This window comes from Actinoplanes sp. NPDC023801 (assembly GCF_040639655.1).
Lineage (GTDB): Bacteria > Actinomycetota > Actinomycetes > Mycobacteriales > Micromonosporaceae > Actinoplanes.
The window spans coordinates 158,444-172,570 of the sequence record NZ_JBFAAI010000017.1 but is presented as its reverse complement, the minus strand read 5'-3'; the positions used below and the strand labels follow the sequence as shown (position 1 = coordinate 172,570).

12 protein-coding genes are annotated in these 14,127 nt (G+C 72.0%); 6 read left to right on the top strand and 6 right to left on the bottom strand.

The genetic code is table 11. The annotated features are described in order from the left end of the window. The first annotated feature begins 53 nt into the window (after window positions 1-53). The 4 genes from secA2 to AB0G04_RS28085 all read left to right on the top strand — a co-directional run bounded on the left by secA2 (window position 54) and on the right by AB0G04_RS28085 (window position 4,648). Window positions 54-2,345, top strand: a complete 2,292-nt coding sequence (gene secA2, locus AB0G04_RS28100) for an accessory Sec system translocase SecA2 (protein ID WP_360988370.1) — start codon at window positions 54-56, stop codon at window positions 2,343-2,345. A 368-nt stretch (window positions 2,346-2,713) separates the two neighbouring features. After that, window positions 2,714-3,196 carry a winged helix-turn-helix domain-containing protein gene (locus tag AB0G04_RS28095; protein WP_360988459.1) on the top strand — a complete coding sequence of 161 codons (483 nt, stop codon included), beginning with the start codon at window positions 2,714-2,716 and terminating at the stop codon, window positions 3,194-3,196. Between the two features lie 198 nt (window positions 3,197-3,394). Continuing rightward, on the top strand, window positions 3,395-4,027 hold the full coding sequence (locus tag AB0G04_RS28090; protein WP_360988368.1) for a uridine kinase: 633 nt from the start codon (window positions 3,395-3,397) through the stop codon (window positions 4,025-4,027). 198 nt (window positions 4,028-4,225) lie between these two features. Next, window positions 4,226-4,648, top strand: coding sequence for a TraR/DksA C4-type zinc finger protein (locus AB0G04_RS28085; RefSeq protein ID WP_360988366.1), 423 nt, complete (start codon window positions 4,226-4,228; stop codon window positions 4,646-4,648). Between the two features lie 109 nt (window positions 4,649-4,757). Here the strand turns inward: AB0G04_RS28085 and AB0G04_RS28080 are convergent, their stop codons facing one another. Then, entirely contained in the window at window positions 4,758-5,531 is a 774-nt protein-coding gene (locus AB0G04_RS28080; protein WP_360988364.1) for a DUF72 domain-containing protein, read from the bottom strand. A 30-nt stretch (window positions 5,532-5,561) separates the two neighbouring features. Here AB0G04_RS28080 and AB0G04_RS28075 point away from each other — a divergent pair, with 30 nt between their 5' ends. After that, a complete protein-coding gene (locus AB0G04_RS28075; protein ID WP_360988362.1) occupies window positions 5,562-5,723 on the top strand; it encodes a hypothetical protein in 162 nt (53 codons plus the stop codon). Between the two features lie 12 nt (window positions 5,724-5,735). Here AB0G04_RS28075 and AB0G04_RS28070 read toward each other — a convergent pair whose 3' ends face one another. From AB0G04_RS28070 to AB0G04_RS28050, 5 genes are all read right to left on the bottom strand, one after another. After that, the gene (locus tag AB0G04_RS28070; protein WP_360988360.1) at window positions 5,736-6,452 is read right to left on the bottom strand and encodes a hypothetical protein; all 717 of its coding nucleotides are present in this window, start codon (window positions 6,450-6,452) and stop codon (window positions 5,736-5,738) included. Then, entirely contained in the window at window positions 6,449-9,265 is a 2,817-nt protein-coding gene (locus AB0G04_RS28065; RefSeq protein WP_360988358.1) for an FtsK/SpoIIIE domain-containing protein, read from the bottom strand. The genes AB0G04_RS28070 and AB0G04_RS28065 overlap by 4 nt, the downstream gene beginning before the upstream one ends. A gap of 27 nt (window positions 9,266-9,292) precedes the next feature. Then, complete coding sequence (locus AB0G04_RS28060; RefSeq protein WP_360988356.1) at window positions 9,293-10,216, bottom strand: hypothetical protein; 924 nt, start codon at window positions 10,214-10,216, stop codon at window positions 9,293-9,295. Between the two features lie 5 nt (window positions 10,217-10,221). After that, window positions 10,222-10,482 carry a hypothetical protein gene (locus AB0G04_RS28055; RefSeq protein WP_106320458.1) on the bottom strand — a complete coding sequence of 87 codons (261 nt, stop codon included), beginning with the start codon at window positions 10,480-10,482 and terminating at the stop codon, window positions 10,222-10,224. A 372-nt stretch (window positions 10,483-10,854) separates the two neighbouring features. Beyond that, entirely contained in the window at window positions 10,855-11,337 is a 483-nt protein-coding gene (locus AB0G04_RS28050) for a hypothetical protein (RefSeq protein ID WP_360988354.1), read from the bottom strand. 201 nt (window positions 11,338-11,538) lie between these two features. Between AB0G04_RS28050 and AB0G04_RS28045 the strand changes: the two genes are divergently transcribed. Next, window positions 11,539-14,082, top strand: coding sequence for an ATP-dependent Clp protease ATP-binding subunit (locus AB0G04_RS28045; RefSeq protein WP_360988352.1), 2,544 nt, complete (start codon window positions 11,539-11,541; stop codon window positions 14,080-14,082). The last annotated feature ends 45 nt before the right edge of the window (window positions 14,083-14,127 follow it).

The window sequence follows — 14,127 nt, the reverse complement described above, 5'->3', positions numbered from 1 at the left end:
ACGGCGGGAGTCCGTCGCCTGAGATCGGGCAAAATGCAGTACCGTTGCGCGCCATGGGTGTGTCGCAGCGGCTGAAGAGCCGGTTCCGCAAGTTTCTCCAGCGTCCGGGCACGACGGTTGACCTCGGCCCGCTCTCGAAGCGGCTCGCCGCCATCGAGGCGCGCGAGGAGGCGCTGCAGGAGAAGGACGACGCGGCGCTGACCGAAGCCGCGCGCGAGGCCACCGACTACGTCGAGATCTGTGCCATCGGGCGGGAGGCCGCCCGCCGGGCGATCAGCCAGCGGCCGTACGACGTCCAGCTGCTCGGTGCCATGGCCCTGCTCGACAAGCGGGTCGCCGAGATGGCCACCGGTGAGGGCAAGACCCTCACCGCGGCCGTCGCGGCGTACGGCCACACCCGCCTCGGCAACGGCCCGGTGCACGTTCTCACCGTCAACGACTATCTGGCCAGGCGTGACGCCGAGTGGATGGGCCCGATCTACACGCTGCTCGGCCTCACGGTGGCCTCGGTGACCGAGTCGATGACGCAGGAGGAGCGCCGTGAGGCGTACGCCGCCGACGTCACCTACGTCTCGGTGAGCGAGGCCGGTTTCGACTACCTGCGCGACCAGCTGGTCACCGACGTGGCCGACCGGGTGCAGCGCGACCTCGCCACCTGCATCGTGGACGAGGCCGACTCGATCCTGATCGACGAGGCCCGGGTCCCGATGGTGCTGGCCGGCAGCACCTCGGCCGAGAGCGACCCGGTGCACGAGGCCGCGTCCCTGGTGCGGGAGCTGCGCAGGGGCAAGGACTACGAGGTCGCCGAGGACGGCCGCTCGGTGGCCTTCACCGAGGACGGCCTGAAGAACGTCGAGGAGAAGCTCGGCGGCGTCGACCTGTATGCCGACGACCAGGTCGAGCAGCTGTCCGCGGTGAACGTGGCGCTGCACGCGCACGCGCTGCTGCGCCGCGACGTCGACTACATCGTCCGCAACGGCGGCGTCGAGCTGATCGACGAGATGCGTGGCCGGGTCGCCCAGCGCCGCCGCTGGCCGGACGGCCTGCAGGCGGCCGTGGAGGCCAAGGAGGGCCTGTCCGCCACCGCCGAGGGCGAGGTGCTGGACACCATCACCGTGCAGGCGTTCATCGCGCTCTACAAGACGGTCTGCGGCATGACGGCGACCGCCGTGCACGTCGGCGAGCAGCTGCGGGAGTACTTCAAGCTCGAGGTGGCGGTGATCCCGCCGAACACGCCGAACATCCGTGAGGACGACGTCGACCGGATCTACTCGGCGCACGACATGCGCGACGAGGCGCTGGTCGAGGAGATCAAGATCGCGCACGAGTCGGGCCGCCCGGTGCTGATCGGCACCCTGGACGTGAAGGCGTCCGAGCGGCTGGCTCAGCAGCTCGCCGACGCCGGTGTCCCGTGCAACGTGCTGAACGCGAAGAACGACGCCGAGGAGGCCGCGATCATCGCGGAGGCCGGCGCGCTCGGGGCGGTCACCGTCTCCACCCAGATGGCCGGCCGTGGCGTCGACATCCGTCTGGGCGGCAGCGACGAGAAGGACCGCGACGCGGTCGTCGAGCTGGGTGGCCTCTACGTGATCGGCTCCGGCCGGCACGACAGCCGCCGGGTCGACGACCAGCTCCGTGGCCGGGCCGGCCGGCAGGGCGACCCGGGCCGCTCGGTCTTCTTCGTCAGCCTCGAGGACGAGCTGGTCTTCCGGCACGCCGGTGACATCCTCCCGGCGTCGCCGCGGATGGACATCGACGGCGTCGTGCACGACTCCCAGGTGGAATACGCCGTGGAGCACGCCCAGCGGGTCGCCGAGGGTGTCAACCACGAGATCCACAAGAACACCTGGCGCTACAGCGTGGTGACCGAGCAGCAGCGCCTGCTGCTGGCCGAGCGCCGCGAGCGGCTGCTGACCTCCGAGGTCGCGGCGATCATGCTGCTCGAGAAGTCGCCGGAGAAGGCGAAGGAGACCGACGAGGACGTGCTGTCCGAGGCGGCCCGGGCGATCGCGCTGTTCCACCTGGACCGGCTGTGGGCCGAGCACCTGGCGTACCTGTCCGAGGTCCGTGAGGGGGTGCACCTGCGCGCGCTGGGCAAGCTGGACCCGCTCGACGAGTTCCACCGTGCGGCCGTGCCGGCCTTCCAGGAGCTGCTCACCCAGGTCGAGGCACGGACCATCGAGACGTTCGAGGAGGTCGACCTGGCCGACGGCTGGGAGCCGGACCGGGCCGAGATCGTACGCCCCAGCGCCACCTGGACCTACCTGGTGCACGACAACCCGTTCGGTTCCGAGCTGGACCGGCTCATTGCCGCGGTCGGCCGGCGACTGACGTCCGGCGGCTGAGGTCACACATTATTTCGATTCAATCCGGGGGTGTCGCCTTGACGGCGGCATCCCCGGTTGTCTTACATCCCCATGACGTTCGGCAATGCTTAATGAGGCTGACAGAGAGCGTTCCCGGAATGAATTAGCGAGCCGCGCGACAATATGGAACGTCTTTCCCACAGTGTGGTTGGCGACTTGACCCGCTCACCGGCGGCCGGGAAATATCGTTCGGGCATTTACGCAGAGTGAATAATCATATTCGCTTGCCGCAGCAAATTCTGGGAGATGAATCAATGCCGGTCAGCGCATTGTCGCCGCGTGCCGATCGTCGTTCCGCCGGACCGGGCCGGGGTGCCGCCCGCCGCGCCGCCGAGCCCGCGCTGACCGTGACGCTCGCGATTCCGCTCACCGGGGACGTGGTGTCTCCACAGGCGCACCGGCTCCTCGCCGCGGTCCGGGAGCTGGTCGAGCTGAGCAAGGGGACGGTGACGGTCGAACAGGCCCCAGCGCTCGCCGGCAACGAGCCGGAAACGCCCGTGGAGGCCGCTGAGGACGCCTGTGAGGGCCCGGAGGTGCGTCTGCTGACCTCATCGCGTCAGGCGCTTCTGGACGGCGCGGCGCTGCCGCTGACGCGGTTGGAGTTCGACCTCCTGCAGTACCTCGCCGAGCGCCCGCGCCGGGTGTTCACCCGCGCACAGCTGCTCGCCGCGGTCTGGGGTTACGAGCGGGCCGGGGAGCGCACCGTGGACGTCCACGTGCGCCGCCTGCGGCTCAAGCTCGGCAATCACCTGCCGCTGATCACGACCGTCTACGGGGTCGGTTACCGGCTGGCCGACGACGCGCGGATCAGCATCCTGCCGCACGACTGACCCTTTCCGGCGTGGCGACGGCCCGCCTGCCGGGCCGACGGGTTCACCACAAGGGGCGTGGGCCGGCGAGTTCATCATGGTGAGTCCCGTCCGCCGGGGGTGGGCCGGCGAGTTCACCGCGAGGCCCGTCTGCCGGGCGTGGGCCGGCGGGCGGGAGGCGTCGGCCCGATGCCGGGCCGGCAAGGGTTCAATTGATCCATGCAGGTCCGTCCCGTCTCCTTTCCTCTTCTCGTCGACGATCTCGCCGAACGGCTGGCGAGTCGGGAATCCGACAGCCACCTCCGGGTGGCCGTCGACGGCGCCGACGCGGCCGATCCGGGTCGCCTGGCGGATGCGCTGGTGGATCCGCTACGGGTCCGCGGCCGGCCCGCCGTCCGGGTGGACACCAGGCATTTCCTCCGTCCCGCCTCGTTGCGGCTGGAGTTCGGGCGCACCAATCCGGACTCTTTCTACACCGGCTGGTTCGACGAGGCGGGCCTGATCCGCGAGGTTCTGTCCCCGTCCGGCCCGGACGGGTCGGGCCGCATCCTGGAGCGGCTGTGGGACGCGGACGTGGACCGGGCCGCCCGGGTGCCGTACCGCCAACTGCCGCCGGGCACGATTGTGCTGGTCAGCGGCCCGCTGCTGCTCGGATCGGGGTGTCCGTTCGACTTCTCGGTCCACCTTGAGCTGTCGGCGGCCGCGCTCGCCCGGAGAACCCCGCCCGATCTCGCATGGACACTTCCGGCGTACCACCGCTACACCGCCGAGGTGGCCCCGGAAACCTTCGCTGACGTGGTCGTTCGTGTGGACGATCCACGGCGTCCGGCGCTCGTGGTGTCCACCTGGTGACGTCCGGCACAAGACCCGCGTGCCGAGTCCGTGGCGGATTCGAACACCGACAGTTATGCTCCGGTTACTTTTTTGCGGGGGTCCCGTTTGGGATCTCCGGCGGTGGGTATCGTCCGGCTCCACATGCCGAGCCGGACCGGGACGAGGGTGACCCGGGATGGCCACCGGTCGGGGCAGAGTGAAGGGCAGGGGGACTGCATGCTCGTCAACGGAGCGGTTGTTGCGGGTAAGGGCGCGAGCACGGCCAGGGGGCGCTCGACCGAGGAGATCGAGCAGATCCGGGTGCTCCTGCGGAGCCGGTTCGAGGATCTCGACCGCGAGTACGAGGAGGCCGTCGCTCAGAACACCCGGCTGCGGCTGGTGGAGATCGGCGACGCCGCCGGCGACGACCAGGCCGACAGCGGATCGAAGACGGCCGAGCGGGACGCCGCGACCTCGCTGCTGAGGACGCTGCTGGACCGGCGCACCCAGGCGGAACACGCGCTGCACCGGCTCGACGAGGGAACGTATGGCAACTGCGAGGGTTGCTCCAACCCGATCCCGGTGGAGCGTCTCGAGGTGTTCCCGTCGGCGACCACTTGTGTGAACTGCAAGCAGGTGCGTGAGCGCCGGGCCAGCTGACACGGTCCGGGCCCGTCGGACGGGCGGGCCCGGTAATCGCAATTCGCTCCGCGGTGTATTGCCGGCAGAAAACTTGCTTTACTGAAGAATTGTCGGGCCGGACTGCTAATCAGCGCGGCCGAATCCGCGGGACCGGTCCGGCGTTCATGCCACGACGGCCGGCTTCCGCCGCCATCACACCGGCGTCGATGACCGCGGCACCGCCGGGGTCATTGTTGAAGAACACGAACATTTCCGGTACGCCTATGCGATCGAGCCACGACCGCAACGCGGCGGTTCCGTAACGCGGCCACGGGTTTGCGGCTCCCTCGTGCAGTCGCAGGTATCCGAAATCGGCGGTCTGCCACAACGGGGTCACCGGCCGCCCGCACCGATCCGCCCAGCAGAGTGCCGCCCCGTACCGCCGCAGCAATTCCTCGCATTCCGGCGTGAACCAGCTGCTGTGCCGAGGTTCGACCACCACCCGCACCCCGGCCGGGAACTCGTGCAGGGTCGCGTCCAGCGCCGGCAGATCGGCACGCATCGTCGGCGGCAGCTGCAGCAGCACCGGCCCCAGCTTGTCACCGAGCGCCTCGGCACGGCCCATGAACCGCGCCACCGGCTCGGCCGGCTCCCGCAGCCGCCGGATGTGGGTCAGGTACCGGCTCATCTTCACGGCGAAGACGAACCCGTCGGGCGTCCGTTGCCGCCATCCGGCGAACGTGTCCCGCTCCGGCAGCCGGTAGAACGCGTTGTTGATCTCCACGGTGCCGAACCGGGCGGCATAGTGCTCCAGCCACGCCCGCTGCGGCAGCCCCGCCGGATACAGGTAGCCGGTGTCGTCGGCGCCGCGCTCCGGACGCCAGTCCCGGTACTGCCAACCCGATGTGCCGATTCTCAGCATTCCGTCGCCATACCCGGGTACAACCGTCTCATGACCGACACACCAGAGAACGCCCGCGAGGACGAACCGGACAGCACGTCCGGTGGCGACTACGAGTACGACGAGGCGCACGGTGGCGGCGACGCGGCCCCCGACGTGCCGGCCGCGGTCGAGGAGGAGGCCCAGCGGCACCGCGACCTCAACCCCCGCTGAGGCCGGGCCCGGTCAGGTCGGCTGAGCCGCCAGCACCGCGGTGAACAGCAGCCCGGCCGTCACCAGGCCGGTTCCGAGGACGGTCACCACCGCCGACGTGTCCAGCGGCGCGTCCCGGCGGTCGGCGATGAGTTTCGCCGCGACCACCGCCAGCACCGGGCACAGCAGCAGCACCAGCAACGCGACCACCGGGGCGGCCTGCTGCCAGTCGCCGCCGGCCGCCGTGCCGGTGCGCCGCACCATCAGATTGCCGATGACGCCGAGCAGACCCCCGGCCAGACCCAGCAACCCGAAGAGGATCTTCGTCCCGAGGGTGATCGGGCGGGCCGGGGGCGTGTACCGGACCCGGTTCTCCACCTCTTTCAGGAAGTCCTCGGCGTCCCGGTCCTGATCGTCGTCGCCGCGCTGCCGCGGGATGCTGGCCGGTGGCAGGGTGCGCCCGAACCGCTCGGCCACCGGCCCGACCCGGTGCACGAAGTCCGACCACAGACCGGCCGCCCGGGCGTCCACCCGCTCCAGGTCGCGCTGCGCGGCCCGGACCGCGTGCTGGGCCGCGTCCATCTCGGCGGCGGCCTCCTGAACCGCGGCGTCGGCGGCGGCGGCGCGGTCGGCGTACCACCGCCGGGCCTCGGCCCGCAGGCCGGTCGCCTTCTCGTCGAGACTGGTCAGCCGCCGCAGGACGGTACGGTAGTCGGCGCGCTCGAAGTCGGCCGGCTGCAGATCGCTCATGAGGTTCCGTAAGGGATGATGACCTCGGCGCCGCGGTGCACCGAACGGTCGAAATGCAGGGCTCGCCACGGCCGCGGGTACCAGTTCGGCGCACCCTGACCGGGGTAGTACGGCGACAGCTCACTGCCGTGCACATCCAGGGCGACCCACGCGCCGATCGCATCGGTCCGCGACGCGTGCCCGCCGAGCGTGTCCCGCAGCAGCCCGGCCCCGCGCCACCAGCCGAGCACGTGCAACCGCCGCTCCGGTCCCTGGCGCAGTACCGTCTGCAGCTGTTCGGCGGCCTCCTTGCCGCCGGGCAGAGCGTCGGCCGCGTAGATCAGGATGAAGTGCGGCCGGTCCGCCGGCCACGCCGCGGTCGCCTCCGCGGCCGCGTCCTCCAGGAGCCAGTCCACATTCTCCGCGTCGTACCAGCCGCATTCCGGGATGCGGGCGTGCAGCGCCTCCGCCGCGGTCTGCGCGTCCTGGTCCAGGCAGACCACCGAGAAACGGGCCCCGTCCGGGGCGAACTGCGCGGCCAGCGACCGCCCCGCCGTCGCCAGGATCGCGCACGCCTCGTCCACCCGGGTGCCGAGCACCGCCAGGTTGCGGCCCGGAGCCCGGCGCAGCACGGTCCGCGCCGACCGCGCCGCCACGTCGATGGTCTCGCCGAGCAGGGCGATCGGCGCCGCGGTCGACGCGCCGGCTTGCAGCAGCCGGTAGTCGGGGCTGTCGGCGAGCTTGGGAATCACGTCACCGTCGAACAGCCGCGGCGGGCCCAGCTCCGGCGGGCGGCGCCGCCACAGCCGGTGCTGCAGCGCGCTCCACCGCTCCCGGTCGCCGGCGGCCGGCACCCGGACCACCCGGTTCGCCTCGGTGGCACCGGAGTCGGCGTTGACGACCGCGTGATAGCGGGGCAGCGAATCGGCCGCCGCGTTGGTCTCGGCCAGCACCCGCCGCGCCCGGGGCAGGGCGATCCGCAGGCTGAACTGGGCGACCAGCGCCGGACGGCCCCACAGTGCCTCGATGCCGGAGACGTCCTGGCTGGCCAGGATCAGGTGGATGCCCTGCGAGCGGCCCCGGCGGGCGAGGTCCTCGAGCAGGTCGACGGCCTCGGCCGAAACCGCGTCCCGGCCGGAGAGCAGGACCTGGAACTCGTCGACCACGGCCACGATCCGTGGCCACGAGGAGTCCGGGTCCTCGGCCCGCAGCTCGGCCAGATTGGTCACCTCGTGCTGCTTCGCCGCGTCGGCCCGCCGCTTCAGCTCGGCGCTGAGGAACCGCAGCAGGGCCAGACCGAATTCACGGTCCGTGTTCACGTTCACCCCGACCAGCCGGACGTGCGGCAGCCAGCTCGGGTCCCGCCGGCCCGGCGCGAACCGGGCGAACGACACGCCCTCCTTGAAGTCGAGCAGGTAGAACGCCAGCTCGTCGGGGGAGTAGCGGGCGGCGAGCGCACCCATCCAGGCGTAGATGAGGTTCGTCTTGCCGGTTCCGGACGGCCCGGCGATCAACGCATGCGGCGGATAGTCGCTCAGCGTCACCAGAACGCGCGGTCCCTGCGGGCTGTCCCCGAGCGGCGCGGTCAGCTCGGTCGCCGAACTCTCCCGCCACTCCGCACCGGCCTCCGGAAGGAGGCTGTCCAGCGCCACCGGCGCCGGCCCGGCGGCCACCGCCTCGGCGATCTGCCGGCAGGTCACGGTCACCAGGGTCGGCGTCGGACCGGGATCCAGCCGTACGGGCAGAGCACCCGCACTGTCCACACGGGCGTCGTCACCCGGCGCCGCCACCACGAACTCGATGCCCGGTCCCGGCTCCACCGCGTGTCCCCGGATCACCAGATGCACCCCGCAGGCCGCACCGCTGCGCAGCAGCCGGTCCAGTTGCGAGCGCTCGTGCCGGGACAGGTCGCCGCCGCCCAGCAGCACCGCCACCCGCCACGGCTCCGGCCGCCGCTTCGTGGCCGCGTGCAGTTCCCGCAACGACGTGTACTCACCGGCCAGGACCGTCTCGTTGATCCGCCGGACGTGCCCGACCAGCTCGTCGAGCAGCTTGTCCAGCCCGCCCGGGCCGACGAAGGTGAGCACGCCCGCGGTGGCCAGCGGGGCGAACCCGGCCAGGCCGCCGCCGAGGTGCTCCGGGTCGTACCCGATGATCCGCACCTGCCCGGGAGTGCTCGTACCGAGCGCCCGCAGCAGCAACCCCGCCACCACGTCGTCGCCGAGACGCTGGTCGCCCTCGACCACGATGTGCCCGTGATCGAGCAGCCGTACCAGCGCCGGAGTGATCGGCGGTGAGTCGCCGGCGACCGGCCCGGGAACGCTCTCCGGCGGCTCACTGTCCGGCCCGGCCCACGCCTCGGTGACCTCTCCCGGTGCACCTGCCCAGGCGCCGCCGGTCCACCGATCGCCGTTGTCGGCGGGCCGCCCTCCGGTCGCCGGCCGCTCGTTGCGCACCGGCGGCGGCAGCGGCGCCTCCGGCAGCATCAGCCGGCCGACGCGCAACTCGGCGGCCCGTTCCAGTGGCGTCGGCTCCCAGCTGTGCCACGGCTCGCCGGCCGCACCGGGTGCCGCCCGGTCGGCCGCGGCCGCCGCCGCACCGGCCAGCGACGCCAGTTCCGTGTCGTGCCAGGAGTCGATCTCGCTGATCCGCTCGTCCCGTGCCGCCGCCAGCTTCCGCCGCCGGGCCGTCGCGGCCGCGACGATCCGCCGGTAGCGTGCCTCGGCCGCCTCCCGCGCCTCATGTGCCCGCTCGAGAGCCGCCTGCGCGGCACCGAGTGCCTGGGACAGGCCGGCCCGGACCTCGATCACCCGGTTCTTGGTGGATTCAGCCACGACCCGCATCCGATCTCTCGAGCCGGGTCACCGGCTGCCCTCCGGCGTGTCCGGCGCCGGGCGCACGGGTTCCGGCGCGTCCGGGTCCAGCGACGAGGCGTCGCGGCCGAGCCGGGCCAGGAACACCCCGGTCAGCACGCTCGCGGTGACCGCGCTGTCCGCCGGATGCGGCGCCGGCTGGTCACCGTGCCGCTGCCGCCGCTGGTCCAGCGGGACCCGGCAGATCCGGTCCAGGAGCGTCTCCAGCGCGCCCGGCGGGGTGCCCGGAAGCAGGGCCCGCACCCGGTTCTCCGCGGCCGTCCGCAGCCGCGGCACGTCCTCCGGCCGTGGGTCGTGCCCGAGCAGGTCACCGGCCAGCCGGTGCAGCACCTGCGGGGTGACCGCCGACAGCCCCAGCCCGGTCGACGCGTTGACCGCGTGCAACTCCCGGCCGAGGCGGCCCCGGTCCCCGGACCGCACCCCCGCGGCGATCCGGCGCAGCAGCTCGGAGGCGTCGGCCGGCTTGCCCATCTCCGGCCCGTCCTTCCCGGCGGGTGCCGCCTCACCGGTCAGTTTCGCCACCCGCTGCTGCCACCACGGGCCGAGACTCTCCACCGGCTCATCCGGCTCCGTCTCACCGGCCGCCGGTTTCTGCTCCCGGTCCTCCTCGCGGCGCAGCGCGGTCCGCCACTCCTGGCCCGGCGCGGCACCGGGCGTCCCGGAGAGGCCGAGCACGCCGAGGTACGTCTCGACGGCGTCCTGCACGGCACGCAGCGCCGCCGCCGCGGTCTCCGCGTGCTCGGTGGCGTGGCCCAGACGCTGCACACCCAGGTCCTTGCTGGACTCCTCCTGCACCCACCGGAGCAACTCGGTGGCACTGCGGATCTTGTCCATCGCGGCCGCGACGAGCCCGGTGGGAAGTTCGTCGGAGGTCGCCCGGAGCTGGGCGCCGAGTTCCTGCAGCAGCGACATCGCCGTCAGAGGTTCGCCGTGTAGGTATGTGCCTGCTCAACTGCCGCCAACGTGGCGCTCATCGAATCCTCGAGCTGCTGGTCCGCCTGGGACAGCGAGGCGTGCGCGGCACCCACCGCGTCGTTGGCGCTGCCGTCGAGAGCGGCGGCCAGGCTCTGCTGAGCCTCACCGATCTTCTCCCGCGCCGCCTGTATCGCCTGCTGCCCCTCGGTGACCTGCTGAAGCGCGGCCTCCACGGCAGCTCTGAGTTCGGCGACACTGGCCACCCGGGTAGCCTCCTGAACAGGGTGTACGTCTTGCGGCTCCAGCCTAGCGTCCGGTTCCCGCCCGGCCGTCCTCGCATGCCCCGTTTTATCAGAGCCTGCCAGGGACGGCACGCCGCCGCTTTTCTGGAACCGGCCGAAGATCGCGCAGGTCGGATCGTATCCGAAGACGTTCCACAGTGGATCAAGGCCCCCCGGGGCGCCCGTCCGGCATCACCGTCCCGGGCTCCGACACGCCCTCCCCCGAGGGTCAGCCGGCCGGGTCACCAGAACCCCACCCTGGCTGTACGGCACCGCTGTCTCAAGCGGGCCGAGTCAGCGGTGCTGCACAGCCAGGCCTCGACCAGGCCTCGACCCGTCAGCCGGACTGGGCGGTCAGCGGGGGACCGCGGACGGGCCGCGGACCTCGGCGCCGAGGGCGGTGACACGGTCGCGCAGCCCGCGGTCCGCGGTGACGACGATGGTGCGGCGGCCGGCGGGCGTACCGCGTACCAGATCAACGATCTTGTCATCGCCGGAGCCGGACGCGCGTTCGACGTCCACCCCGGGCGGGCCCTGCGGAATGTCCCGGGCCTTCCCCTCGACCACCAGGATCACCTCCACCGGCGCCGGCACGTCGGGCAGGCCGGTGGCGGGGACCGTCGCCAGGCTGTCGCGGAGCCGCCCGGCCGCACCCGCCCGGTCGCGCCACCACCCGTCCGGGACCGAGCCGACCACGTTGGCGCCGTCGACGATCACCAACGGGATCCCGGAATCCGCGGGCAGCGGGGCCGACGGCGGGGAAGGCTGCGGGAAAGGCGAGGGCGACGGTGCCGGGGAGGGCGGTGGAGCGGAGTGCGGATCCTGCGGCGCGGCCATGAAGTTGAGTGTAGTCGTGTCAACTTTTTCGGCGATCCGGGAATCAGCGGGACGGTCCGGGCGCTGTAGTCCCTGGTCGGGACAGGAATCGCAACCGGATCCGGTCCTGGCCGGACACACGCGGACGGCGCGTTTGCCGCCCGGGCGGCCGGGTAGGCCCTGCGGGGCGACCGGCCCGAGGTACCAGGAGAAGAGAGACTGATGAGCATCGGACCGTTCGGGCCTGCCGGGCCCGGCCAGTGGGACGACCTGTTCGCGCGCTTCTTCGGTGCGGCCGAGCCGCGCCGCCAGGCGCAGCGTTTCGACATCGCGCGTTACATGAGCAACGACGCCCGGCAGGTGCTTGCCGACGCGGCACGCCGGGCAGCCGAGCTGGCCGCCGCCGATCGGCCGCTCGCCGACCTCGACACCGATCATCTTTTGTGGGCGTTGCTGCAGCAGGATCCCATGAAGGACACCGTGCGCCGGGCCGGCGCCGACCCGGACCGGCTGCTCAGTGAGCTGGGCCGGCCGGCCGAGCGGCCCGGCGCGCTGCCGGAGAGCATCTCGCTGACGCCGGCGGCGAAGCGGGCGCTCCTGGACAGCCTGCAGATCTCGCGGGCGGTGGGCGCCTCGTACATCGGGCCGGAACACATCCTGATGGCGCTCGGCATGAACACCGACTCGGCGGCGGGCCGTCTGCTCGCCGGGCGGATCGTGGATCCGCGGAACATCCCGCACCACAGTGAGCTGCCGAAGCCGAACAACCCGGGCCAGAGCGGCCAGCGCTCGACCGGCGCCCCGACGCCGACGCTCGAGCAGTTCGGGGTCGACCTGACCGAGTCGGCCCGGCGTGGCGAGATCGACCCGGTGATCGGCCGGGCGGACGAGATCGAGCAGGCCGTGGAGATCCTGTCCCGGCGTACCAAGAACAACCCGGTGCTGATCGGCGAGGCCGGTGTCGGCAAGACCGCGGTGGTGGAGGGCCTGGCACAGCGGATCGTCGACGGCGAGGTGCCGCTGACGCTGCAGGACAAGCGGGTCATCCAGCTGGACCTCGCCGGGCTGGTCGCGGGCACCAGGTACCGCGGTGACTTCGAGGAACGCCTGAAGAAGGTGATCGAGGAGATCAAGGCGTCCGGGGACGGGCTGATCGTCTTCCTCGACGAGATCCACACGCTGGTCGGTGCGGGCGGCGGTGGCGAGGGCGGCGGCATGGACGCCGGGAACATGCTCAAGCCGGCGCTGGCCCGGGGACAGCTGCGGGTGATCGGCGCGACCACCCTCGACGAGTACCGCAAGCACATCGAGAAGGACGCCGCCCTGGCCCGGCGCTTCCAGCCGGTCGTGGTGGGCGAGCCCAGTGTCGAGGACACCGTGGCGATCCTGCGCGGCCTCCGGGACAACTACGAGGCCCACCATCAGGTACGGATAACCGACGCGGCCCTGGACGCGGCGGCGATCCTGTCCGACCGCTACATCACCGACCGGTTCCTGCCGGACAAGGCGATCGACCTGATCGACCAGGCCGGGGCGCGGGTCCGGTTGCGCACCAAGACACCGGACGCCGGCCGCCGGGAGCGGGAACGGCGTCTGGAGCAGCTGACCCGGGACCGGGACCAGGCGGTCGCGGCCGAGCACTACGAGCAGGCGTCACAGCTGCGGGACGAGATCAACGCGCTGAAGGCGCAGCTGGCCGGACCGAACGCGGGTGCCGACGGGGTGCCGCAGGTGTCGCCGGAGGAGATCGCCGAGGTGGTGTCGCGGGCCACCGGTATCCCGGTCGCCCAGCTGACCGAGGCGGAGCGGGACCGTCTGCTGCGTCTCGAACAGCACCTGCACGGGCACGTGATCGGCCAGGACGACGCGGTGAACGCGGTGGCCGAGGCGGTGCGCCGTTCGCGGGCCGGGCTCGGCGACCCGGACCGGCCGGTCGGCAGCTTCCTGTTCCTCGGGCCGACCGGGGTGGGCAAGACGGAGCTGGCCCGGTCGCTGGCGGAGGCGCTGTTCGGTGAGCAGGACCGCCTGATCCGGCTGGACATGAGCGAGTTCCAGGAGCGGCACACCGTGTCGCGGCTGGTCGGTGCGCCGCCCGGATACGTCGGCTACGACGAGGCCGGGCAGCTGACCGAGGCGGTGCGGCGCCGACCGTACAGCGTGGTGCTCCTGGACGAGATCGAGAAGGCCCACCCGGACGTCTTCAACATGCTGTTGCAGGTACTCGACGACGGGCGGCTCACCGACAGTCAGGGCCGGACGGTCAGTTTCAAGAACACCGTGCTGATCATGACGAGCAACCTGGGTTCGGATCTGATCACCGGCTCGAAGCGCAGTGTCGGCTTCGGGGCCGAGGGCACCGGCCGGTCGGCCGAGGACGAGCTGCGCGACCGGCTGGACCGCCGGCTCAAGGAGCAGTTGCGGCCGGAGTTCATCAACCGGATCGACGAGATCGTCGTCTTCCGGCAGCTGGAGAGCGACCAGCTGCACCGGATCACCGAGATGATGCTCGGTGAGACCAGGCAGCGGCTGCAGGCGCAGGACGTACGGATGGAGATCACGCCGGAGGCGGTGGACTGGCTGTCCGAGCGCGGGTTCCAGCCCGAGTTCGGGGCCCGCCCGCTGCGCCGCACGATCCAGCGCGAGCTGGACAACCGGCTGTCGAAGATGCTGATCGCCGCTGATCTGGCGCCGGGCCGTACGGTCCGGGTGGACGCCCGTGACGGTGAGCTGGTCTTCGATGTGGACCTGACCGCCGCGGCCCGCTGAGCCGGCCGGGAAGGGGTGCCCCGCCCGGGGCGCCCCTTCTCCGTG

What these genes read in the sequence shown, in the direction of transcription:
- secA2 (WP_360988370.1), top strand. Translation starts at nt 54, where the DNA reads ATGGGTGTGTCGCAGCGGCTGAAGAGCCGGTTCCGCAAGTTTCTCCAG.
- AB0G04_RS28090 (WP_360988368.1), top strand. Translation starts at nt 3,395, where the DNA reads ATGCAGGTCCGTCCCGTCTCCTTTCCTCTTCTCGTCGACGATCTCGCC.
- AB0G04_RS28085 (WP_360988366.1), top strand. Translation starts at nt 4,226, where the DNA reads ATGCTCGTCAACGGAGCGGTTGTTGCGGGTAAGGGCGCGAGCACGGCC.
- AB0G04_RS28080 (WP_360988364.1), bottom strand. Translation starts at nt 5,531, where the DNA reads ATGCTGAGAATCGGCACATCGGGTTGGCAGTACCGGGACTGGCGTCCG.
- AB0G04_RS28075 (WP_360988362.1), top strand. Translation starts at nt 5,562, where the DNA reads ATGACCGACACACCAGAGAACGCCCGCGAGGACGAACCGGACAGCACG.
- AB0G04_RS28070 (WP_360988360.1), bottom strand. Translation starts at nt 6,452, where the DNA reads ATGAGCGATCTGCAGCCGGCCGACTTCGAGCGCGCCGACTACCGTACC.
- AB0G04_RS28060 (WP_360988356.1), bottom strand. Translation starts at nt 10,216, where the DNA reads ATGTCGCTGCTGCAGGAACTCGGCGCCCAGCTCCGGGCGACCTCCGAC.
- AB0G04_RS28050 (WP_360988354.1), bottom strand. Translation starts at nt 11,337, where the DNA reads ATGGCCGCGCCGCAGGATCCGCACTCCGCTCCACCGCCCTCCCCGGCA.
- AB0G04_RS28045 (WP_360988352.1), top strand. Translation starts at nt 11,539, where the DNA reads ATGAGCATCGGACCGTTCGGGCCTGCCGGGCCCGGCCAGTGGGACGAC.